The following is a 21,339-nucleotide window of genomic DNA, read 5'->3' as shown; positions in this document are numbered from 1 at the left end:
AGAGCATATAGAGAGAAGAGGGCTGCGGCGTGTTATTTGTCCTAATTGCCTTATGGGGAATCGCTTTAATATTGATGCTGTCCGACCCACGTTCGGTTGTGAGCAGGCGGCTTAGCGGGGTACCTTTTACGGGCGGAGCCGGGGCGATGTCTGTCGTGCTGGATGAGCGAATTATTCCTTATGTAAGTCAACATTATATGAATGAAACGGCTGACCAACTGTTGTACATGCTGCAAGCATTTTGCTCGCTGCTGTCCTACTACGGCTTGCCGTACACTTTCCTGCTGTTTGCGCTGGCGTATCGTCCTATCGACCGATTACAGCCTTATGAGCGAGTGTTGCCGCTGCTGCTTTTTATTCCGATTGCGGCCTGCCTGCTTTTTACACCAGGCTACACGGAAACGTATCCGATTACATTTACAGTTGTTGTCTGGTGGGCTGTGCCTTATGTAGCGGTCGGTGCGGTGAATATATTGCTGAAAAATCCGGGTTATTTGGCTCAAGCGAGACGCCACTGGATCGTATGCACATCGGTGCTGACTCCGGTGCTGTTTAGCGCAACGATGAATTATGTACTGCCAAGCCTCGGCTTCCTGCGGATGTGGGTGTACAATACCTGGTTTGTCGGCATAGGGGCGCTGGTTTTTGTTATAGGTCTGTTTACCTACGGATTTCTGGGGGTACGTGTATTTATCGACCGTCGCCGTCTGGATTCGACACTGCGAGCGGTTACATCAGGTACGGCTATTCTCAATCATGCGATTAAAAATGACGTCGGCAAAATGAGGCTCTTCGGCGAGAAGATGCGTGCTTACGCGGCATCCACGAACCAGGAGGAGCTGCTTGCCGATGCGGAGACGATGCTGCGGACAACGCGGCACATCCAGGAAATGATTGGCCGTGTCCATCATGGCACCGAGGATTTGGCGCTGAAGCCTACGCAGGAAGAGCTTGGGGAACTGCTGCTCATGACGCTTGAGCCGTATAAGCTGCTTGCCGAAGGGGTTCATTTTACAAGCAGCCTGTCTGATGGCTGGAGCTGTATGATTGACCGCGCGCAGGTTACCGAAGCTCTCGGCAACTTGATTTCGAACGCCATTGAAGCAATGGATGGCAAAGGCGCGCTGAGCCTTATAATGAAAGAGACGAAACGCGATATCATGATAGAGGTGCGCGATACGGGGCCGGGTATGGATCGTACGCAGACGGCCAAAGCGTTCGAGCCCTTTTATACGACCAAACGCGGGGGCAGTACGAATTTCGGCCTTGGCCTGCCATATGCGTATCATGTGATGCGCAAGCATGGCGGCTCTTTGCATATTCAGAGCAGGCTTGGAGCAGGGACGCTCGTATCGATGATATTCAAGAAAAAGGCGATTCAGGCGCGACATGTATCGGGGGCCGATTCTGCATCCGAGCACAAAGAGTCAGAGAGATAAAGAGTCAGAGAGATAAATAGAAATAGACAGAGATAAGGCTGAGAGAAGGGGAACATGCCGATGGATAACATACAAGTATGGATCGTAGAGGACGACAAAGATTGGCTGCGCGGGCTGAAAGCTTTTCTAGCGGCCCAGCCGAACATTGAAGTCGTATTCACTTCGGATAATCCGCAGGAGGTACGGGAGGCGCTCGCGGGCGAGCGCAAGGCGCCAGATGTCGTGCTAATGGATATTATGCTCGGTGATGAGCCTGCCGGCATTGAGCTGGCGGAGGCGACGGCGATGTCGACGGGAGCAAGGGTCATTATGCTGACGTCGATGGAGGAGAAGGAGCTGATTTTGCAAGCTTTTCAGGTGGGGGCGATCGATTACCAGATCAAATCCGACTTTGAATCGCTGCCTGCGGCAATAGCGGCGGCGGCAAAGCGCCAGTCTCCGATCAGTGCGGCGGCGGCGGAGCAGATGCGCGAGGAATTCCGCAGGCTGAAGCAGCTGGAGCGGGATTTTGAAGTGAAGAAGGTGCGCGATCTGATTACGCCTGCGGAGCTGCAATTGCTGGAGCTGGTCGATCAAGGCTATTCGCAGTCGCAAATGGCAGATAAGCTGTTCGTTTCCATTCGAACGGTCAAAAACCATATTAACCATATACTCAAGAAGCTGCAGCTGGGTGGCTCGAAAGAGGCTGCGCAGCAGGTGAAAGCCCTTGGCCTATTAGAAAAAGAAAATAAGGATGGAAATGGTACCACGTAAAGTTGGTACTATTTTTTTTGCCCTATTTTTCTAAAATAGAACTAAGACCAAGTCACAAAAATGCAGCTAAACGGAGGTACAACCAATGAATGTATGGATTCGCAAACAATGGACTTTGCTGCTCGGCGTGTTATTTGTCCTATCAGCGTTCGTCACTTTGTTCAAATATACGGTGGAGCAGGGCTGGGTAACGAATGCGATGAAAATCGGGCTGGGATTGCTGAGCGGTGCAGGCTTTGCCGCAGCAGGATTTTCGTTGATTAAGCGGGAAAAATGGCCGCTCGTCGGCGAGCTGTTAATCGGACTAGGTGCCTGCCTGCTGTATACGACGGCCGCTTTTGCCGGTGTCTATTATGAAATGTGGGACTCGATGACAGTGCTGCTGGGCATGACAGCCGTTACTGCGGCGCTTACGGTTTATGCTTACCGCTTTGAATCGCGTCTGCTAATCAATATTGCTTTAACGGGCGGCCTGCTGTCGCCACTGCTCATGCGTCCAGAGACGGATCAAGTCTTTACTTTATTTCTGTATATGCTCGTGCTCAATTCCGCTTTTTTCTGGCTCAGCACGGTGAAGAGCTGGAATGAGCTCAGACTGACCTCTTTTATTGGAAGCTGGATCATGTATATCGTTTACTTTTTCACCTTTGATCCCGTAGTGGAAGGGGTTTGGAATTTGCCGCTGCGCTACGCGCTCGCCGCATTTCTGTTTTATCAGATCGGCTTTCTGCTTGCTTCGCGGGCAAATAAACAAAGCTTTGACGGGATGAATATGTTTGCGGGACTGTCCAATGGCGTTATTTTTGGCTTCTGGTCACTGCTGCTCATTCATGGTGAAGTGCATTATGCTTATCCGCTGGCGTTTATCGGCTTTGTGCTGCTGCTTGCCAGCTGGTTTATTCACTATCATATGAAGCGCATGGAGCCAGCCTCGGCTACGTATGGTTCTGCTGGTGTGCTGCTGATGCTGCTTGCGCTTAATCAGGTGGGCAGCGGTCTAGCTGTTAAACCGATCTTTAATGTGTTCCTATGGTCGGCGGTGGCCGCGCTGCTTGTTTTAGCGGGCAAAAGGTTCCGCTGGCAAGCTTTGAATCTGGCATCGCTCATTATATGGTTTACGACGGTATGCTATTGGTACGTCATCACATGGTTTACACCGCGCGGCGAATGGTTCGGCGTCTTCATTCCGTTTCTGAACTGGGGCGCGATGGCATGGCTGGCGCTTGCGGCATTGGGCTTCTATTATTCGGCACGGCAGAAATTTGCGTCACTTGGCGATGCAGGCAATCGCGTAATGGGGAACATGTATGCGTTGTGCTCGCATTTAATAATCGGCGGTTTGCTGACTGTTCAAATGATTCGGTTGTTTCAGGAGCATCTTTACGATCTTCCAAGCTTCTATATGCAGCTCAGCCTGTCGGCTTCCTGGGGTGTATATGCGCTGATGCTCGTATTGTGGGGCGTCAATCGCGGCCAATCGGTGTTCCGCTGGTTTGGCTTCTCGGTTTTGGGGCTGACAGCCATTAAAGCCATTTTCTTCGACCTGAACGGCCAGGAAAGCTTGTACAAGGTGCTTGTGCTGCTATTGCTGGGGGGAATCTCCTTCCTCATCGCTTGGATCAATGGCAAATGGAACAAAGTAAGAGAGCTTGGCGACCAGTCTTGGGAGCAGCATGGTGCAGAGACTGATAGCAAGAAAGATAATGTGTGAATGTCGGTTCATGAAAGATGAACAATTGGGGAATGAATAAAGCGGTGCGAAAGGCTTATTTTGATAAAAAGCCAGCGGAAAAGCTTGACAAATCGAGGGGTAATATATTATTGTTACTTACGTAAAGTAATTAATATTACTTTGGTGTGCATCTAATCAAGCATGGAACTAAACCATTTAACTGGAGGTATTTGATTATGTCACAAAGCTTTTTGGAATCTGTGCAAGCAAGACGTACTTACTACGGAATTAGCAAAGAATCCGTTGTTTCTGATGAGAAAATCGTAGAATTGGTTAACGAAGCCGTTAAACATTCCCCTTCATCCTTTAACTCTCAAAGTGCTAGAGCAGTCGTTCTGCTCGGCGAAAATCATGATAAATTGTGGAGCATTGTGCTGGAAGCTCTTCGCGCAATCGTTCCTGCTGATCAATTCGCTTCGACAGAAGGCAGAATTGCTTCCTTCAATAATGGCTACGGCACGATTTTGTTCTTCGAGGATCACAATGTTGTTGCAGGCTTGCAGCAGCAATTCCCTTCGTATGCTGACAACTTCCCGCTTTGGTCGCACCAATCTTCGGGCATGCTGCAATTTGTAGTATGGAACCTGTTGGAAGAAGTAGGCTTCGGCGCTTCCCTGCAGCATTACAACCCGCTGATCGACGAAAAGGTAAAATCGACATTTGGCCTGCCAGAATCATGGGGCCTGATTGCGCAAATGCCTTTCGGCAAGCCAACAGCAGAGCCAGGCGAGAAAACATTCCAGCCGCTTGAAGATCGCGTTAAAGTATTCAAATAAGCTTTAAATCGAACGAATAAGCTTTAAATAGAACCTGAACAACCTCCGAAGCAAGCTTGGGAGGTTGTTTTTGTGCGCTATTCGCTAATCCTCCAATCGAATAAACTTGCGTATTTTACGATTTGCTGGCGAATAGGGGTAAAAACATGTACAATAAAAACCGATACATCATTATAGAGCTTTTTTAAAATATAAGCATTTATAAGTTTTCCCTTATAAATAGGCTTATATTTCATCGCGAAACGGTTACTTTGCCGCCAAAGGACGGCTTCAGCCGTTTACGCTTAGACCAGCAGAGCCAAGCGATTTGGTTCAAGGAGGAAATTATGAGTATCGATCCGCGCATTATGAAGCAAATGATCAAGACGCAGCTTGCTCCTAATCTTGACTTTAAGACAGTAGCGAATCCGCTAGGCACGAATAAGGACAAAAGTGTAACTTCGTTGTTCGACATGCTGCTGTCCCAATATATGCATGAAGCTTCGAACGGCTCAGGTGAAGGCACGGATGTACCCGCTCAAGCGTCCGAGGCGCTGGCGCAGCTTGCCAGCTTGAATAACGCTTATCAGGCGGAGGGCGAGACGTTCGCAGCTGGCTCCACTGACTATGATGCGATGATTGCACAGGCAGCAGCCCAATATGGCGTAGATCCCGCTTTAATCCGCGGCGTCATTCGCACAGAGTCCGGTTTCCAGCCAGATGTCGTATCCGGCGCAGGAGCCAAAGGGCTCATGCAACTGATGGACGGCACGGCACGCGGCCTTGGCGTAACAGATTCGTTAAATCCGCAGCAAAATATCGATGGCGGAACCCGTTATTTATCCTTTCTGCTTCGCAAATACAATGGCAATGAGCAAGTAGCTTTAGCCGCTTACAATGCTGGCCCGGGCCGTATCGACCGCCTTGGCATTACGACAGACAGCGAGCTGATGGCGAATTTGGACAAGCTCCCTGAGGAAACGCAGCGCTATATTGTGAAAGTACAAGCAGCACGTTACTAATGAGCTGCGAGGAAATGAGTACCCGCTTTTGTCAACAAATTAGCGGTACTTTATTTCGTCGCAGTCTCCAGGCTGTAAAAGCACTTCTTTTAGATCACGAATGGCAACCCGCTTGCCGTCGCTGATCTTTTTATTTTTTTAGTAGGAAAGGAACGTTCGGCTCATGTTATATTTCGATCATTGCGCATCTTCGCCTCCTTACGAGGAGGTTATTGATACGCTGACTGAGGTGATGAAGGCGCATTATGCAAATCCATCATCGATTCATCATGCCGGTGCAGACGCAGATAAGCTAATCTCGCGCTCACGCTCGCTGCTTGGCGAGCTGTTCGGCGTGAAGGCTGAGGAGTGGCTGTTCACTTCTGGCGGCACGGAGAGCAACAACCTCGCGATTAAAGGAGCGGCAAAGCAGTACCAGAGCCGCGGCAAGCATCTAATTACGACCCAAATGGAGCATGCCTCCGTCTACGATACGTTCAAGCAGCTGGAGCAGGAAGGCTACGAGGTCACTTATTTGCCCGTTGACAAGGCGGGGCAGGTAGAGCTGGAGGCGCTGCGGATGGCTTTGCGCGACGACACGATTCTCGTCAGCATTATGCATGTGAATAATGAAGTTGGCAGTGTGCAGCCACTCGCAGACATTGGCAAGCTGCTGCAAGGGCATCCGCGCACGCTATTGCATGTGGACGCGGTGCAAAGCATCGGCAAGCTGCCGATTGATTTGCGAGGCTGGGGTATTGATCTGCTCAGCGGCTCTGCGCATAAGCTGCGCGGACCCAAAGGGATCGGCTATTTGTATGTCCGCGAGGGTGTTATCCTGACACCGCTGCTTTCAGGCGGCTCGCAGGAGCAGGGCATGCGCGCGGGGACGCAAAATGTGCCCGGCATCGTGGCATCAGCGAAGGCGCTGCGCATGGCGATGCAATCGGCGCCGGAGCGGCGCGAGCGGATGTACCGTCTGCGCCAGCAATTGACGGATTTCGTTGAGGCTGCGCCGGAGCTGAGCTTGACTGGCGGAGCGCCGGAGAGCATGGCGCCGCATATTGTCCATTTTTCCTATCCGGGCATGAAGCCGGAGGTTGTCGTTCACATGCTGGAGCAGCATGGCATTATCGCTTCTACGAAGTCGGCCTGCTCCTCGCGCGACAATAAGCCAAGCCGAGTGCTGCTTGCGATGGGACTCGGGCAGGAACGGGCAGCCAGCGGCGTAAGAATTAGTCTGGGCGACGAGCATACGGAGCAGCATATTTCGCAGCTGTGCGAAATGCTGCGCCTTACAATTAGCAAGCTTAAGCCGCTTGAAAGGAGCGCAAGGTAAAGTGATGTATGATAAAGTGATCATTCGCTACGGCGATCTGGCTATGAAGGGACGCAACCGCGGGATGTTCGAGAAGCGGATGCTCCAGCAGCTTCAGCTGCGATTGAAGGATTTCGCCGCGCTGACGTATTCAAAAATGTTCGGCCGGCTTTATATTAATTTGAACGGGGAAAATTATGCGCTCATCGCGGAAAAGGTCAAGGACGTTTTCGGTATTTCCACCTTTAGTCCAGTCGTAAGCGTTCAGCCGGAGCTTGCGGAGATTCGGGCAGCAGCGCTTGCGCTGATGAAGGCGATCCCGCAGGAGCCAGCGACCTTTAAAGTAAGCGTAAAGCGCGCATGGAAGAAGTTCCCGCATACGTCGCAGGAGATGAACCATTTGGTTGGGGCGCATGTGCTGCGTGCGATGGAAAATTTGAAGGTGGATGTCAGGAAGCCCGAGGTGGAGCTGAAGGTTGATATTCAGGAGGAAGCGGCCTATATTTTCAACGAGGTCGTTGACGGTCCGGGCGGCTTTCCATTTGGGACGAATGGCAAGGCGATGCTGCTGCTTTCTGGCGGCATTGACAGTCCGGTAGCGGGCTGGATGGCGATGCGCAAAGGGCTGGAGCTTGAAGCGGTCCATTTCCACAGCTATCCGTTTACGAGCGAGAAGGCGAAGGAGAAAGTGATTGAGCTTGCTAAAAGGCTTTCCTATTACAGTGGCGCTCCGCTGAGGCTGCATCTGGTGCCTTTTACGGAAGTTCAGACGACGCTGGCCCAGTCAGGACAGGACCCGCTTATTATTACGCTGATGCGCCGGGCGATGCTTCGCATTACGGAGCGTCTTGCGGAGCTCAATCACGCTCATGGCATTGTAACAGGCGAAAGCTTGGGCCAGGTAGCAAGCCAGACGCTCGTCAGCATGGATGTCATTGGGCGGGCGACCGTGCTGCCGCTGCTTAAGCCGCTTGTTATGATGGACAAGCAGGAAATTATTAATGAGGCGGAGCGGTTGGGCACGTTTGCCACCTCGATTTTGCCTTATGAGGATTGCTGTACGTTGTTTTTGCCGAAATCCCCAAGCATTAAGCCGAATTTGCGGTTTGTGGAAAAGGTTGAAGGTTATTTGAATCAGCAAAAAAATCTGGATCAGCTGCTGAATGAAGCCGTGCAGCAAACGGAAGTGATGTTTCTTACGCCAGAGGACCCGGAGCCGGAAGCAAGTGCCGGTGAAGACCGTTGGTTCTAATAGCAACGAATAGCGGCTTGCTGTAAGCTGCTTCAAGGTATAGACCGTCTCACCATGAAAAGGGTAAGGCGGTCTTTATTTGTTAAGAGGCAGGAAAGCAGAGTGGCCCGCTTTAGGCTTTCCGGCATATTCGCCCCAGCTTGGACATACAGGTGGTAGTATAGGGGGCGAGTATAATGGACAGCTTTTTTATATTTATGCAGATCATTCTGATTAATCTTCTGCTAAGCGGCGATAATGCTATTGTAATTGCAATGGCAAGCAAGCATCTGCCAGAGCAGCAGCGCAGGCGGGCGATTTGGTGGGGAACAACGGCTGCTGTTGTCCTGCGCTGCGTGCTGACGATGGCTGCGATTTCCTTGCTGCAGACACCGTTCTTGCAAGCCATTGGCGCTGTAATGCTGTTTTATATTGCCGTAAAGCTGCTAGCGGATGCGGGCGAAATGGGTGGCGAAGGCGGAGCTTCGCATAAAATAGGCCGAGCGACCTCGCTGCTCGCCGCGGTATGGACAATCGTGACGGCTGATTTTATTATGAGCCTTGATAATGTGCTTGCAATAGCGGCCGTGGCGAAAGGGGAGACCCTGCTATTGATTGTAGGAATCGCTTTAAGCATCCCGATGATCATTTGGGGCAGCCATATACTGACGAAGCTGCTGCAAAAATTTCCTTCGCTCATTTATATTGGCGCCGGCCTGCTTGGCTTTGCAGCTGGAGGCATGCTTGTGCATGATCCAGGCATGCACCGCCTGCTATTCAGTAGCTCAGCCACCGCTACTCAGGCGATTCCGCTGCTGAGCATCCCGTTCGTCATTATTATCGGCATCCTGATGCGCCGATCGGCGGTGTCGTAAGCCGTTATGCGTGCCAGAGGAGTCGGCAGCAGGAGTTCGGAAAGGCACAAAACGGCAGTACAAGCGTTTGTTGATTTTGTAAAACTCCTACAGGGAGAGGGCGTTTTAGGCGCTTTGCTAATTTTTTTTTCATGTTGCCATAGTTGCACTGGTATTTTCACTTCACTTCCTTTAAACTAGTAAAGATAAAAACTGTCGTCTTTCGTCAGGATATGCGTAAGGCGTTGTAAGGAGCGGAAGCGCGGATGCCTAACAACAAATATTCCGCTGGAATTATTGTGCTGCTGGCTGGTATCGTAATATTGCTTGGCAAACTGGGTGTGTTCAGCTTTTTGGGATCCAATTTTTGGCCGCTTCTCGTTCTTATTCCGGGAATTCTGCTGCATGTGCTGTATTTCGGTAGATTGTTTCCGGCAGTTGTTCTTATTCCGGGAGGCATGCTGATCGTTTATTCGATCTTGTTCATGCTTTGTATCATGTTCGGATGGGAGACGCTCAAATATGTTTGGCCGCTGTTTATAACGGGTGTAGCGGTTGGGCTGTACGAGTACCACTTGTTCGGCGCATCCCGCGAACGCGTTTTTTTTAACGCCTCCGCCATTCTCGCTGTTACATCGGCTGTACTGCTGATTTTGGCGCTCGTTTGGAGCTGGGGGATATATGCGATTGCTATTATCCTGATTGCGGCCGGAGCATGGATGATGATGGGGAAACGATCCCGCTGGTAGACGGCAAGCAATCGGTTAGGATTATACAAAATTAGACAAATGGAGTGGATTATTAGTTATGCAAGCAAGAGAGAACATTCGGAACATCGCGATTATCGCGCACGTTGACCACGGCAAAACAACATTGGTTGACAAACTGCTTCAGCAATCAGGAACTTTTCGTGAGAACGAAGCGGTTCAGGAGCGTGCGATGGATTCCAACGATCTAGAGCGTGAGCGCGGAATTACAATCTTGGCGAAAAATACTGCGATTACGTACAAAGATTATTTGATCAACATCGTTGATACACCAGGACATGCTGACTTTGGCGGCGAGGTTGAACGTATTATGAAAATGGTTGACGGCGTATTGCTCGTCGTTGATGCTTTCGAAGGCTGTATGCCGCAAACAAAATTCGTGTTGCGCAAAGCATTGGAATCGAACCTGAAGCCAATCGTAGTATTGAACAAAATTGACCGTCCTAATGCTCGTCCATCAGAAGTTGTGGATGAGGTGCTTGACCTGTTCATCGAGCTAGGTGCAAGTGATGAGCAGCTGGAGTTTAATGTCGTTTATGCTTCCGCATTGATGGGTACTTCCAGTCTTGACCCTGACAAACAAGATGAGAACATGGAAGCGATGTATGAAACGATCATCAACCATATTCCTTCGCCAACAGAGAATGTAGAGGAGCCGCTGCAATATTTGGTGACGCTGCTTGATTATAATGAATACTTGGGTCGTATTGCGGTTGGCCGTGTAAACCGTGGTATCGTTCGTCAAGGACAAACCGTTGCTGTTATGACGCGTGATGGCGGCAAGAAGCAGGCTAGAATCGAGAAGCTGTTCGGCTTCCAAGGTCTGAAACGGATTGAAATCGAAGAAGCAGGCGCTGGCGACATTGTAGCGATTGCAGGCATTAAAGATATTAACATCGGTGAAACGATCGCTGATCCAGCGAATCCGGAAGCTTTGCCGGTTCTGAAAATTGACGAGCCTACGCTGCAAATGACTTTCCTTGTCAACAACAGTCCTTTTGCTGGCCGCGAAGGCAAATGGGTTACTTCCCGTAAATTGCGTGAGCGTCTGTTCAAAGAGCTTGAGACGGATGTTGCTTTGCGCGTAGATGAAACGGAGAGCCCGGATGCATTTATCGTATCGGGACGCGGTGAGCTTCACTTGACGATTCTGATCGAGAATATGCGTCGCGAAGGCTTTGAGATGCAAGTATCGAAACCTGAAGTAATCATTAAGGAAATTGACGGCGTGAAGCAAGAGCCTTACGAGGGTCTGATCATTGACGTGCCAGAAGAAAGCATGGGCGCGGTTATGGAGAGCCTTGGCTCGCGTAAAGCTGAAATGGTCAACATGGTGAACAATGGCACAGGCCAAGTTCGCTTGGAGTTCATCATCCCAGCTCGCGGTCTGATCGGCTACCGTACTTCTTTCCTTACCCTTACACGCGGCTACGGCATTATGAACCATGCGTTTGACAGCTACGGTCCGCTTGCTGGTTCCGGTGTTGGTGGACGTCACCAAGGCGTGCTTGTAGCTACTGAGAATGGCGTAACGACGTTCTACGGCATGATGGGCGTAGAGGATCGTGGTATTCAGTTCCTGGAGCCAGGTACTGAAATTTACGAAGGCATGATCGTTGGCGAGCACACGCGTGACAACGATATCGTCGTTAACATCTGTAAAGAAAAGCAATTGACGAATATTCGTTCCGCTGGTAAAGATGATACAGTCAAACTCAAAACTCCTCGCCTGTTCTCCCTGGAGAGCGCGCTTGAGTATTTGAACGATGACGAATATTGCGAAATTACGCCGAAGTCGATTCGTCTTCGTAAAAAAATCTTGAACAAAAGCGAACGCGAGCGTGCAGAAAAACAACGCAAAACATCACAAGCTGGCGTTTAAGGCGCTAGCCGCCTGATTGGAGGTTTAACGGCATGCAGCAATGGTTTAGTGAACATTGGGTCGTTTCTTATTTGCTCATATTAGGATTCACGATTTATATTTTCAATACCGTGTTTCGGGCGAATAATGCGAAGCTGCCAATTCTAAAGGAAGTACTGGTTTACATTTTGATCGTATTCGGTTCTTTCGTGCTTTGGATTTTACAGGTGGATTCGCTGCCGATTATTCAATGTATGGGAATTGCTGTATTAATGATGCTTATGCTTCGCGGTCGCCAGCTGTATGACAAGCTGCAAAGTAAACGGGCAGGCAAGCACGCTGTAAAGGAATCAGACTCCGGAAGTAACGGCATATGAGACGTTAGCGTGTTCTTAAGATCGGATCTGCCTTCTGCAGCAGCGATATCCGCGAGAATTCGTGGGTATCGCTGCTTCTTTGCGTAAAGAGGACAGAAACGAAATACAAAGGATTTGAAGGTGGTTGCTATGACCGAAGGCTCTAAAGGATTACCCCCAAGAACGGCTGCAAGCAGGCCGGGTGGTGCGAAGAAAACAGCTCCAAAGCCTAAGAAGAAAAAGAAAAAAGGCAGCATATGGATTAAAATTATGTTTGCTGTGCTTTCCGTTCTTATTTTAATTATGCTCTATGTCGGTTATCTTGCTTACGTGGCTACTAATGCGGTTGATACGATTGGTACAGCGAATAATATTGTCGTGCCAGAAGAGGAGTCCGTTAAGAAAAAGCCTACGGGCATGGTGCTGCTCGGTATTGATTCTCGTGAAAATGGCGGAGGTTTAAATACCGACGTTATGCTGGTCGCTATTTTTAACCCGAATACAAAATCAGCCTCCGTCGTCTCGATTCCACGGGATTCGGTGCTGCAAGTAGAGGGCTATCGCGAGCGGAAGGCGAATGCGAATTACAGCACTTTCTTCAATAATGCCCGTACTGAGAAGAAAATGGACAAAGAAGCGGCAGAGAAGGATGCAAAGAAAGAAATTCGTGATATGCTGTCGAAATATTTTGGCGTTGATTTGAAGTATACCGGCATTATTAACTTTAAAGGCTTCACCGATGTTGTTGATGCGCTTGATGGCGTTGAGGTGAATGTCGAGATGGATATGCGTTACCGGGATACGGCCGATGGCACAAACATTAATTTGAGCAAGGGCCAGCAGGTGCTTGATGGAAAAAATGCCCTCGATTATGTGCGTTATCGCAAATCGAATCAGGGAACAGCCGAATCCAGCGACTTCGACCGCAATCGTCGGGAGATGGAAGTCATCGGAGCGATTTTTGATAAAATGAAATCGTTTGAGGGCGTTACGAAATACGATAAGGTCATCGGCGCAGTCGGTAATAATTTGACGCTCGATATGCCTCCATCTGAAATTAAAAATATGCTGAGTACATATTTGGGCATGGGCAGCTCCGATATTGCGTTCCAAGCGTTAAACGGAACGTGGAAGAGCCCGTATGTATATGTTGATTCCACATCCCTTGAAGAAGCGCGTGCGGTGCTTCAGGCAAAAATGGCTGAATAACCATAGACGCTGGATTCAATAATGGCTATAATAGGAGCTAAGGATACCGAATGCTATTCCTGTTAGAAGGAGGTCATGCTGATGACCGTGTTCCTAGCCGCCAATTTCGAGCAACTCATCGAAGCTGATTGCATGCCTCGTTTTAAACGTGGTTCTGCAGGTGTGGCTATGACGGCAGCAGCTTGTCCAAACGTCGTTTCGGTTATCTGTACTTCTCATGAACAAGTATGTACGTCTATAAGAAAGCCTGACGATCACTCGATCGTCAGGCTTTCTGTGCGTTTGCGTTAGTGATTAATGCTTGTCTCCATTCGTTGCATGCTTTTGGATTTGCTTCTCATGAAGGTGCTGCTCCTGAACTTGCGATTGGGTGTGGGATTGCGTCTGTGGCCGCTCCGGCTGATGAGACGTCACATTGCGTGGTATTTGCGGGATGATGCGGCTAATAATATCGGCCATTTCTTCAGCGAAGCCTGTTATCGGCTTTCCACGCCTAATGTCGGCTCCCATTTCCTTCAACCGCTGAGAGACATCCATATCGGCTGTTACAACAGCATCCATGCCGTTCGGATCTTTATGGAAAGCTTCGGCAACCGAATATTTAATCGTACCGACACGTGCGCGATCCAGCTTGCTGTCGATATCAATGCCGACAACGGCTGTTTTGCCTAGCACGACGCAATGCGCATTGTTTACGCCGCGAACGCCTTTTGCCAGCTTTTCAAGATGCTCAGCAACTTCCTTATTCGTTTTCAATGGTTTAACGGAATCTTCCGCAAGCTGCTGCGCCCTTACGGCGCCATTCGCATGATTTTGATGTGGAGAGGGTGATGCCATTTCGTTTCGCTTGACGGTGCTGCAACCAGCCGCAATAACAGCGATTGCGATCAAAACCAATAACCGTTTATACACGTGAGCCACCTCGTCTTTCTTGTTGCAGATCGTTATGTCAGAACCTAGTGTGCCCGCAGTATAGTATGGCTATGTATAGGCCTTTCAATTGAATGTCCACGCCGGGAGGGTTTTTCATGAAAAAAATATTCGTGCTCGATACAAATGTGCTGCTTCATGATCCGCAAGCGATCTTCGCCTTTGGCGATAATGAAGTAATCATTCCCGCGGTGGTATTGGAAGAGATTGACTCCAAGAAAAGATTGGCAGACGAGCTTGGCCGCAACGCCCGCTCTATCTCGCGTTCGCTCGATAAAATGCGTGAGCAAGGACGGCTTCACGAAGGTATTCCGCTGCCTGGCGGCGGCGTTCTCAAGGTAGAATTAAATCACCGCAGCTTCGTGCGGGTGCAGGAAATGTTCGGTGAGATGTCCAATGACAACCGAATACTGGCAGTAGCGCTGAATTATCATTTAGAGCAATTGGATCGCCAGGAGATAAGCTCTGTCGTGCTGGTGAGCAAGGACGTGCTCGTCCGCATTAAAGCGGATGTGCTCGGACTGATGGCAGAAGATTACATGTCTGACCGCATTGTAGCACCTTCTGACGTATACGCCGGGTATGTGACGTTGTTCGTTCATCCTTCGATTATTGACGAGTTTTATTCGTATCGGTTTTTGACGGTGAAAAATTTGCAGCTTGGCAGCAGGCTGAATCCGAATGAATTCGTCATCCTGCGAGATGAAATGGGCACCTCCAAGTCCGCGCTGCTCAAGGTGTCGCAGGACGGGGTTAAGCTGGAGCCGCTGTTCCTCAGCAATGATCCAGTGTGGGGCATTACAGCCCGCAACGCGCAGCAGCGCATGGCGCTGGAATTGCTGCTTAACGATGAAATTCCGCTTGTCACCTTAACGGGTAAAGCTGGCACAGGCAAAACACTGCTTGCTCTAGCTTCGGGCCTGCTCAAGGTAGAAGATGAGCATAAATACAAAAAGCTGCTAATTGCCCGTCCGGTCGTTCCAATGGGCAAGGATATCGGATATTTGCCAGGGGAGAAGGAAGAGAAGCTGCGCCCTTGGATGCAGCCGATCTACGACAATTTGGAATATTTATTCGATACGAAAAAATCCGGAGATATTGAAAAAATATTGATGGGTCTCGGCAGTATTCAAGTAGAAGCGCTGACCTATATTCGCGGTCGTTCCATTCCCGGCCAATTCATTATCATTGATGAGGCGCAGAACTTGACCAAGCATGAGGTGAAGACGATTGTATCGCGCGTAGGAGAAGGCAGTAAAATCGTGCTCATGGGCGACCCGGAGCAAATCGACCACCCGTATTTGGATGCCACAAGCAATGGCTTAACGCATATTGTGGAGCATTTCAAAAACGAAGGCATCAGCGGCCACATGACGCTGGAGAAGGGCGAACGCTCCAAGCTGGCCCAGCTGGCAGCAGATTTGCTTTAATAGCTGGATCATGGTTTTGTTTGTATAAGAGGACTGCGACGAAATGAGCGCAGTCCTTTTCTCTGCGCTTCCCCATTTGGTGAAAATGGCAAACCTTTCATGCAGCGCCGCTCCGTTTTCGCCAATTTCCCGCTCTCTACTAATTTGGACAATACTTGTATTAATTGCTATGATATAAAATGTGCCCAGATGAAGGCAGAGGGGAAGGGTTGCTGTGTCGATTAGGAAATACGCTACAATGACAGCGGTATTGGCTTTATTCATTATTATTTTTCTTCTATTAAACTTTAGCGATAGGACCCTTAACCGGGCTGAAAATTTAAATAGAGATACGAATGCCGAGCCGGCGGGCGGAGAAGAGCAGGCAGATCAATCGCAGATACTAAATGTAACCGTTTCCATGGATGAAGATGAGTTTTCTAAGCTTAAGGAAGCGACGAATAGCTATCAAATGAAGCATGCCAACACAACGGTCAAGCTGACCAATATTGCGGATGAAGGCGATGGCTATGCCCAGTGGAAAAAAGCACTGGAGCTTGGAGCAGCGCCCGATATTATGCTCATGGACAGCGAATGGGTACGCGAGTTTGCTGTGCGCGGCTTGCTGAATCCTGTCGATGTGCCCAGCACCTCTGACACGATGGCAGAGCGGCCTGCGAGGCTGCTTGATCCGCTAAAGTGGAACAGCTATTTGTGGGGCATCCCTGTTGATGCCAACCCATATGTGACGGTGTGGAACAAGGCTTTGCTCGCTGATGCAGGCTTATCGAAGCCTCCAGCGGATTGGGATGCTTTTAGCAATCTGCTTCATAAGCTGGAAAGTGGCGCCAAAGATTGGCAGGCGCTATATGTAGAGCCTCATAATGTCGCATCCTTGCTTGTCTGGCTCGATGAGTGGACAGCAGACGGAGAAGAGGCTGGAGCGGCCTATTTGCATTTTGACAGCAAGGCTGTGCAGGAACAGCTAAAACGTCTGGACTCGTTATCCGGACGAATTACGTCGTCAGCTCTGGCAGATTATAGCTTTTCCACTGGCACGCAAATGGAGGAGCAGCATATCGCCGCTGCGAGTATTCCTTGGTCCATTTACAGCAAGCTTTCCGCGAAGGAGCAAAATAAGCTGCTGCTTGATAAAGGTGCGATGCATGATGTGTGGCTTGGAAGCAGGAGCTATGTCGTCGCGGGAACGAGTAAAATGAAAGAAGAGGCGTTTACGTGGATTAAAGAAATGGTGGAAATTGGCGGGCAGCAGCAAAGCTATGCTATAACAGGGAAGCTGCCCGCCAAAAACTCCTTGTATACAGGGGCCGATAATAGCCAGGAAAGCGGTACAGCGGGGGCCGGAGGTCCGCCACAATGGTGGCTTAAGGTGCTGAATGGCGAGCCTTCCGCTCAGCCGCCCGATCCTGACTGGCACGAGCGCTGGATGCATACGCAGCTGCTTTGGCAGCAATATGCAGAAGGCGAAATCACGATGAAAGCATTCGTCCAAGCTGTACAAGCTATAGGGAAATCCCTATAGCTTGACTTGCAAGGTGACGATAAGCTCGCCGTCTTTAATTTCCACATCCGTTGCTTGCAGGAAGGAAATAATGAAGGAGGGGTAGAAGCCAAGGTCAAACTGCTTCTCCAGCTCCTGCTTCGTTGTGTCAGGCAACGATAGACCGTTGAATAGAAGCTCGTCTACATGAAAAATAATGCCATTGCGGGGCTCTTGCTCAACCGTATAATGGCCAGTCACGCTTAATTCCAGCGCATCCCGCTTGCCATATGCGGTTAAGGAGCCATCTTCAAAGGAGAAGGAAAATTGCTCAAAGCGGTCATCCTGTTCCCGCAAAAATGTATTCAAGGCATCTTCGGGAATACGAATCGTGTAAGTTAGGCCACTGGTTTCCAAATACTGCTTATTATTTTGCAGCCAATCAGGCAGCTTCTGCATCGCTTTGGATAAGGCGCTGAAATGCTGTTTGACTTCATACAGGCCAATTGACTCCCAGTAGTTGGTCAATTCCTCCATCATAAGCCGCAGCTTGTCTGCGTCCGAACGTCCGGCAAGTCCACCTTCTATTTGCTCCTGCAGTGTAAGCACCCTGGCACGCTGCTCTGTGAGCCTCTGCTCGATTGAGGCGAGCTCTTGCTGCTTCTTGCCCAGTTGCTCGATTCCTTGCGCGAGCTGGGCATATTCCTCCTTGTACAGCTTCATTACATCGCGGTCATGCGCGAAAATCAAATCCGCATATTCCATGACCATCAAAAAATCCGATAATGATCGTGATGATAGCAACGCGGTCAGCCAAATATCCCGATCCCCCATATAATAAGCACGCAGTACTTTACCAGCTTGCTCGCGTTTGTGAGCGATTTGCTGCTCCTGTTCTTCCAGCGCTTGCATGGCGCTTGCTGTTTCTTTGGTCAAGTCGGCCTGCTGTACCTGGACGCGCTTGATTTCATTATCGATTTCAACGACTGACAGGCTTTTTTCCAGCAGCAGCCGGGTTTCCTCGCTATTAGACGGCTCAGGCTCGGCGAATGCAGGCATCACGCACCAGAGGGACAGCATGCCGGCCATCAGCGTAATCAGCGCGAACCGTGTAGGAAAGCTTTGAAATGCCACTCTCGGCCTCCTCTCTTCTTGGCGACATAAAGGGATGTCGATATCCTACAGCCATCATTATATGCGGCGAATTATTCTATTATATCTTACATTTGGAAAAGCATGAACAGGACTATAGGGCAATAATCGCGGCATTTCAGCGTATACAGCCCGTTTAGCACACCAAAAAAACGGCGGACCCATAAGGATCACGCCGTCTTTTCCCAATATTCAAGCGGAGACAAGGTGAAACGGCCGAAAGCTGTCCTTTGACAGCGCGGCGCGTTTCATTCCGAGAAATATAAGCCTAATAATAAGTATGAAACTTATCATGCTTATATTTTTAAAAAGGATTTCCCATTTGGAACACGGTCCAATATGTAAAGCCTCCAAATGCGATAATCATGTAGCCCCAGAACATAACGATGTACGTTTTTTCTGTAAAGTTCAAATAGCCTAAAAATACGAAAGCTACTGCTTGGGCGAAAAACAATAATGCAAATTCTGTCATATGTCCAGCAAACGCCATAAGGCCAATGACAAGGGTCCAGAAACCCAAAACCCGATACATACGTGCCATATCTGTATATCCCCCTTTCGCTTTAGACACGATTTTCTACAGATTATTATAACGTTTGTACAAATAGGTGTAAACCTGCTATTTCAACTGCGGACAACATTTTTTGCGAAGAAAGTTTGCTTTCTGCATAAGTTTGCACCAGAAACAGCCTGAATATGTATGAGGGCTTGAAAAAATGGTTATACAATTTAGTATCCAATAGATTCTATGAACTCTACCAAGGGCATAGATATAAGGTAAGCGTCTTTACGTTAGGAGGTTTTGGTTGCATGACAGCAGTCAGACAAGATGCGTGGAGTCCAGACGATGATTTAATTCTCGCCGAAGTGACCCTGCGCCATATTAGAGAAGGCAGTACCCAGCTTGGAGCTTTCGAAGAGGTAGGGGAGCGGATTGGCCGTACATCCGCAGCATGTGGATTCCGCTGGAACAGCTGTGTCCGCAAGCGTTATGAAGAAGCCATACAGATAGCCAAGCAACAGCGGCAGAAACGCAATTATTTGAAAAAACAAGCGATAGCGGCAACTCCGCAAGTATCTTCGCTGTCTGCTTATGAGGCGACAGATGAGAGAGGTTTCAAAGCGGAATCGCAAGCAACGGAAGAATTGCTTTCCATTGATTCGGTTATCCGTTTCCTGCGTCAAATCAAGACAACATATCACGATGTAGGACGTCAGCTCAAGTCGTTCGAGAAAGAGCTGAGAGATAAGGAAGAGGAGCTTGGCCGTTTGCGGGGCGAAAATGAAAGATTGTCTCGTGAGGTGAACAATGCTCAGAGTGATTACCACACCGTTAATGATGATTACAAAACGTTGATTCAAATTATGGACCGTGCCAGACGGCTTGCTGTGCTGACGAATGATGAGGAAGCGAAGCCGCGCTTCAAGATGGATGCCAATGGCAACCTGGAGAGAATTGAATAGAATCGATAACAGCCCGCCGGATGATTCGGCGGGCTGTTGGCGTCTTTAAAGGATATGCGTATAATGGAATAAAGCGTAAGGAAGCAGGGGGTAGAGGGTATGCATATCGCCATAGTAGGCGGAGGAGCGCTGGGACTGCTTCATGCAGCGAAGCTGGCCTCTACGGAAGCCGAGGTTACGGTATGGACGCGAACGGAGCATCAGTCCGCTCTACTGGCGGATGAAGGCATTCGCTTGCTGGAGCTTGACGAAGCGGGCGGAGCCAGGGAAGCGTCACCGCAGCCTGCAAAGATAGCAAGGGTACATAGCAGAAGTTTAAGTGCGGCAGCAGCTGAAGCAGAGGCAGAGACTGGCTGCGTAGGGCAGCAGCAGGCGCCAGATTGGATAATCGTCACCGTCAAGCAGGCGGATTTGACGAGGGAGCTGCTTCGCGCCATAGGGAAGCTCGCGGCGCCTGCTGCGGCTATTCTTTTTTTGCAAAATGGCATCGGACATCTGGAGCTGGCGGCGCAGGAGCTTCCGGGGCTTCCTTTATTTATTGGAGTTACGACCGAAGGGGCGCTTCGCCAAGATGAAAGAACGGTCCGACATACCGGCAGAGGGCAGCTAGCACTCGGCCCAGCGTCTTTAAATAGACAAGCAGCGGGCAAAAAGGATGAAAATCAACAAATTATGTTGCAAAATGCCTTGCATTTGGCAGGATTTACGGTGTTGCTGTCGAAGACAATGAACAATCGAGTTTATGAGAAGCTCCTCATTAACGCAATCATTAATCCGCTTACAGCTATATTTGATGTGACGAACGGCGAGCTGCCACAGCATTCGGCAAGGCTGCGGCTTATGCGCGCTTTATATGAGGAAACTAATGAGATTTTACGCGTGGCAGGCGGGGCAGAGCTTGGCGAGGGCGCTTGGGAGAGAGTGCTTGCTGTTTGCGAAGCTACTTCCGCCAACGTGTCATCGATGCTTAGCGATGTACGGGCAGGCCGTCCTACTGAAGTACAGTGGATTAATGGGGGCGTTTCCAGCCTCGCTAGACGTGGTGGCATGGAATCGCCGCTGAACGATGCCATGAGCGAAATGGTACGGCATTTGCAGGATGATCGGCTATAGGGAGGCGATACGGATGGGGATAATATGGGAGAGCATCAAGCATTTTTATGCTTATATGGCGGTTATTCCAGTAATACCTTTTCTCTTGATTTATCTTGGCTACGGAGCTATTATACAGGACCGCAAAAAAGCCTTTCGTCTGGCGATGGATGTGACGACCGCATTGCTGATCGGCTGTGTGGCGGTATTGCTTGATTCCTTGTTCAATAATTCTTTCGGCTTGTATGGCATTTTATTGTTTATGCTGATTGGCGGAGGCTTGCTGGGCAATGCCCAGTTCCGCAAACGCGGCAGCGTCAATGTGAAAAGAATATTTCGCGCCGTATGGCGGCTTGGTTTTTTCACGATGAGCATGCTTTATCTGCTGCTAATGTTCATCGCCATCGGCCAATCTATATTTTCGATATAATTGCAGACTGTGATCAGACTGCAAACGGCTTCAAGACGGGTCTTTTTGCAAAGGGCCTGTTTTTCTTTTTGACGCGCGCCCTATA

Annotated in this window: 21 protein-coding genes; 18 read left to right on the top strand and 3 right to left on the bottom strand. The window is 49.5% G+C overall.

From position 1 onward, the window contains the following. Window positions 1-29: 29 nt before the first annotated feature. From ACSR9A_RS23065 to ACSR9A_RS23005, 13 genes are all read left to right on the top strand, one after another. A complete protein-coding gene (locus tag ACSR9A_RS23065; RefSeq protein WP_473759726.1) occupies window positions 30-1,439 on the top strand; it encodes an ATP-binding protein in 1,410 nt (469 codons plus the stop codon). 60 nt (window positions 1,440-1,499) lie between these two features. Then, complete coding sequence (locus ACSR9A_RS23060) at window positions 1,500-2,192, top strand: response regulator transcription factor (protein ID WP_473759724.1); 693 nt, start codon at window positions 1,500-1,502, stop codon at window positions 2,190-2,192. A gap of 85 nt (window positions 2,193-2,277) precedes the next feature. Then, on the top strand, window positions 2,278-3,903 hold the full coding sequence (locus ACSR9A_RS23055; RefSeq protein ID WP_473759722.1) for a DUF2339 domain-containing protein: 1,626 nt from the start codon (window positions 2,278-2,280) through the stop codon (window positions 3,901-3,903). A gap of 197 nt (window positions 3,904-4,100) precedes the next feature. Further along, the gene (locus tag ACSR9A_RS23050; protein WP_341282159.1) at window positions 4,101-4,700 is read left to right on the top strand and encodes a nitroreductase family protein; all 600 of its coding nucleotides are present in this window, start codon (window positions 4,101-4,103) and stop codon (window positions 4,698-4,700) included. 326 nt (window positions 4,701-5,026) lie between these two features. Beyond that, on the top strand, window positions 5,027-5,701 hold the full coding sequence (locus ACSR9A_RS23045; protein ID WP_473759721.1) for a lytic transglycosylase domain-containing protein: 675 nt from the start codon (window positions 5,027-5,029) through the stop codon (window positions 5,699-5,701). A gap of 163 nt (window positions 5,702-5,864) precedes the next feature. After that, window positions 5,865-7,019 (top strand): cysteine desulfurase family protein, encoded by a 1,155-nt coding sequence (locus ACSR9A_RS23040; protein ID WP_473759720.1) that lies wholly within the window; start codon window positions 5,865-5,867, stop codon window positions 7,017-7,019. 1 nt (window position 7,020) lies between these two features. Next, on the top strand, window positions 7,021-8,250 hold the full coding sequence (gene thiI / locus ACSR9A_RS23035; RefSeq protein WP_473759718.1) for a tRNA uracil 4-sulfurtransferase ThiI: 1,230 nt from the start codon (window positions 7,021-7,023) through the stop codon (window positions 8,248-8,250). A 176-nt stretch (window positions 8,251-8,426) separates the two neighbouring features. Next, window positions 8,427-9,104, top strand: coding sequence for a TerC family protein (locus tag ACSR9A_RS23030; RefSeq protein ID WP_473759717.1), 678 nt, complete (start codon window positions 8,427-8,429; stop codon window positions 9,102-9,104). Window positions 9,105-9,349: 245 nt separating this feature from the next. Beyond that, window positions 9,350-9,832, top strand: coding sequence for a hypothetical protein (locus ACSR9A_RS23025; protein ID WP_473759715.1), 483 nt, complete (start codon window positions 9,350-9,352; stop codon window positions 9,830-9,832). A 58-nt stretch (window positions 9,833-9,890) separates the two neighbouring features. Beyond that, complete coding sequence (gene typA / locus ACSR9A_RS23020) at window positions 9,891-11,732, top strand: translational GTPase TypA (protein ID WP_341282165.1); 1,842 nt, start codon at window positions 9,891-9,893, stop codon at window positions 11,730-11,732. A gap of 32 nt (window positions 11,733-11,764) precedes the next feature. Then, a complete protein-coding gene (locus tag ACSR9A_RS23015) occupies window positions 11,765-12,088 on the top strand; it encodes a YlaH-like family protein (RefSeq protein ID WP_046230392.1) in 324 nt (107 codons plus the stop codon). A gap of 129 nt (window positions 12,089-12,217) precedes the next feature. Then, window positions 12,218-13,276 carry an LCP family protein gene (locus ACSR9A_RS23010; RefSeq protein WP_473759714.1) on the top strand — a complete coding sequence of 353 codons (1,059 nt, stop codon included), beginning with the start codon at window positions 12,218-12,220 and terminating at the stop codon, window positions 13,274-13,276. A 75-nt stretch (window positions 13,277-13,351) separates the two neighbouring features. Then, window positions 13,352-13,567, top strand: coding sequence for a hypothetical protein (locus tag ACSR9A_RS23005; protein ID WP_473759712.1), 216 nt, complete (start codon window positions 13,352-13,354; stop codon window positions 13,565-13,567). Between the two features lie 3 nt (window positions 13,568-13,570). Here ACSR9A_RS23005 and ACSR9A_RS23000 read toward each other — a convergent pair whose 3' ends face one another. Further along, the gene (locus ACSR9A_RS23000) at window positions 13,571-14,188 is read right to left on the bottom strand and encodes a YhcN/YlaJ family sporulation lipoprotein (protein ID WP_473759710.1); all 618 of its coding nucleotides are present in this window, start codon (window positions 14,186-14,188) and stop codon (window positions 13,571-13,573) included. A 116-nt stretch (window positions 14,189-14,304) separates the two neighbouring features. On the opposite strand from ACSR9A_RS23000, the gene ACSR9A_RS22995 reads away from it, so the two are divergent. Beyond that, entirely contained in the window at window positions 14,305-15,636 is a 1,332-nt protein-coding gene (locus ACSR9A_RS22995) for a PhoH family protein (RefSeq protein WP_473759708.1), read from the top strand. 238 nt (window positions 15,637-15,874) lie between these two features. Then, window positions 15,875-17,158, top strand: coding sequence for an ABC transporter substrate-binding protein (locus ACSR9A_RS22990; protein WP_473759706.1), 1,284 nt, complete (start codon window positions 15,875-15,877; stop codon window positions 17,156-17,158). On the opposite strand, the gene ACSR9A_RS22985 is transcribed toward ACSR9A_RS22990, so the two are convergent. Continuing rightward, window positions 17,153-18,250 carry a hypothetical protein gene (locus ACSR9A_RS22985; RefSeq protein WP_473759704.1) on the bottom strand — a complete coding sequence of 366 codons (1,098 nt, stop codon included), beginning with the start codon at window positions 18,248-18,250 and terminating at the stop codon, window positions 17,153-17,155. The genes ACSR9A_RS22990 and ACSR9A_RS22985 overlap by 6 nt on opposite strands. Before the next feature lie 322 nt (window positions 18,251-18,572). Beyond that, a complete protein-coding gene (locus ACSR9A_RS22980) occupies window positions 18,573-18,809 on the bottom strand; it encodes a DUF2626 domain-containing protein (protein ID WP_056041661.1) in 237 nt (78 codons plus the stop codon). A gap of 269 nt (window positions 18,810-19,078) precedes the next feature. Between ACSR9A_RS22980 and ACSR9A_RS22975 the strand changes: the two genes are divergently transcribed. The 3 genes from ACSR9A_RS22975 to ACSR9A_RS22965 all read left to right on the top strand — a co-directional run bounded on the left by ACSR9A_RS22975 (window position 19,079) and on the right by ACSR9A_RS22965 (window position 21,254). After that, complete coding sequence (locus ACSR9A_RS22975; protein WP_473759702.1) at window positions 19,079-19,732, top strand: RsfA family transcriptional regulator; 654 nt, start codon at window positions 19,079-19,081, stop codon at window positions 19,730-19,732. A gap of 99 nt (window positions 19,733-19,831) precedes the next feature. Continuing rightward, the gene (locus ACSR9A_RS22970; protein ID WP_473759700.1) at window positions 19,832-20,845 is read left to right on the top strand and encodes a ketopantoate reductase family protein; all 1,014 of its coding nucleotides are present in this window, start codon (window positions 19,832-19,834) and stop codon (window positions 20,843-20,845) included. Between the two features lie 13 nt (window positions 20,846-20,858). Next, a complete protein-coding gene (locus ACSR9A_RS22965) occupies window positions 20,859-21,254 on the top strand; it encodes a DUF3397 domain-containing protein (RefSeq protein ID WP_056041655.1) in 396 nt (131 codons plus the stop codon). Window positions 21,255-21,339: the final 85 nt, after the last annotated feature.

The sequence above is a fragment of the Paenibacillus sp. R-74696 genome, assembly GCF_055814915.1.
This window is presented reverse-complemented; position numbering and strand designations above follow the sequence as displayed.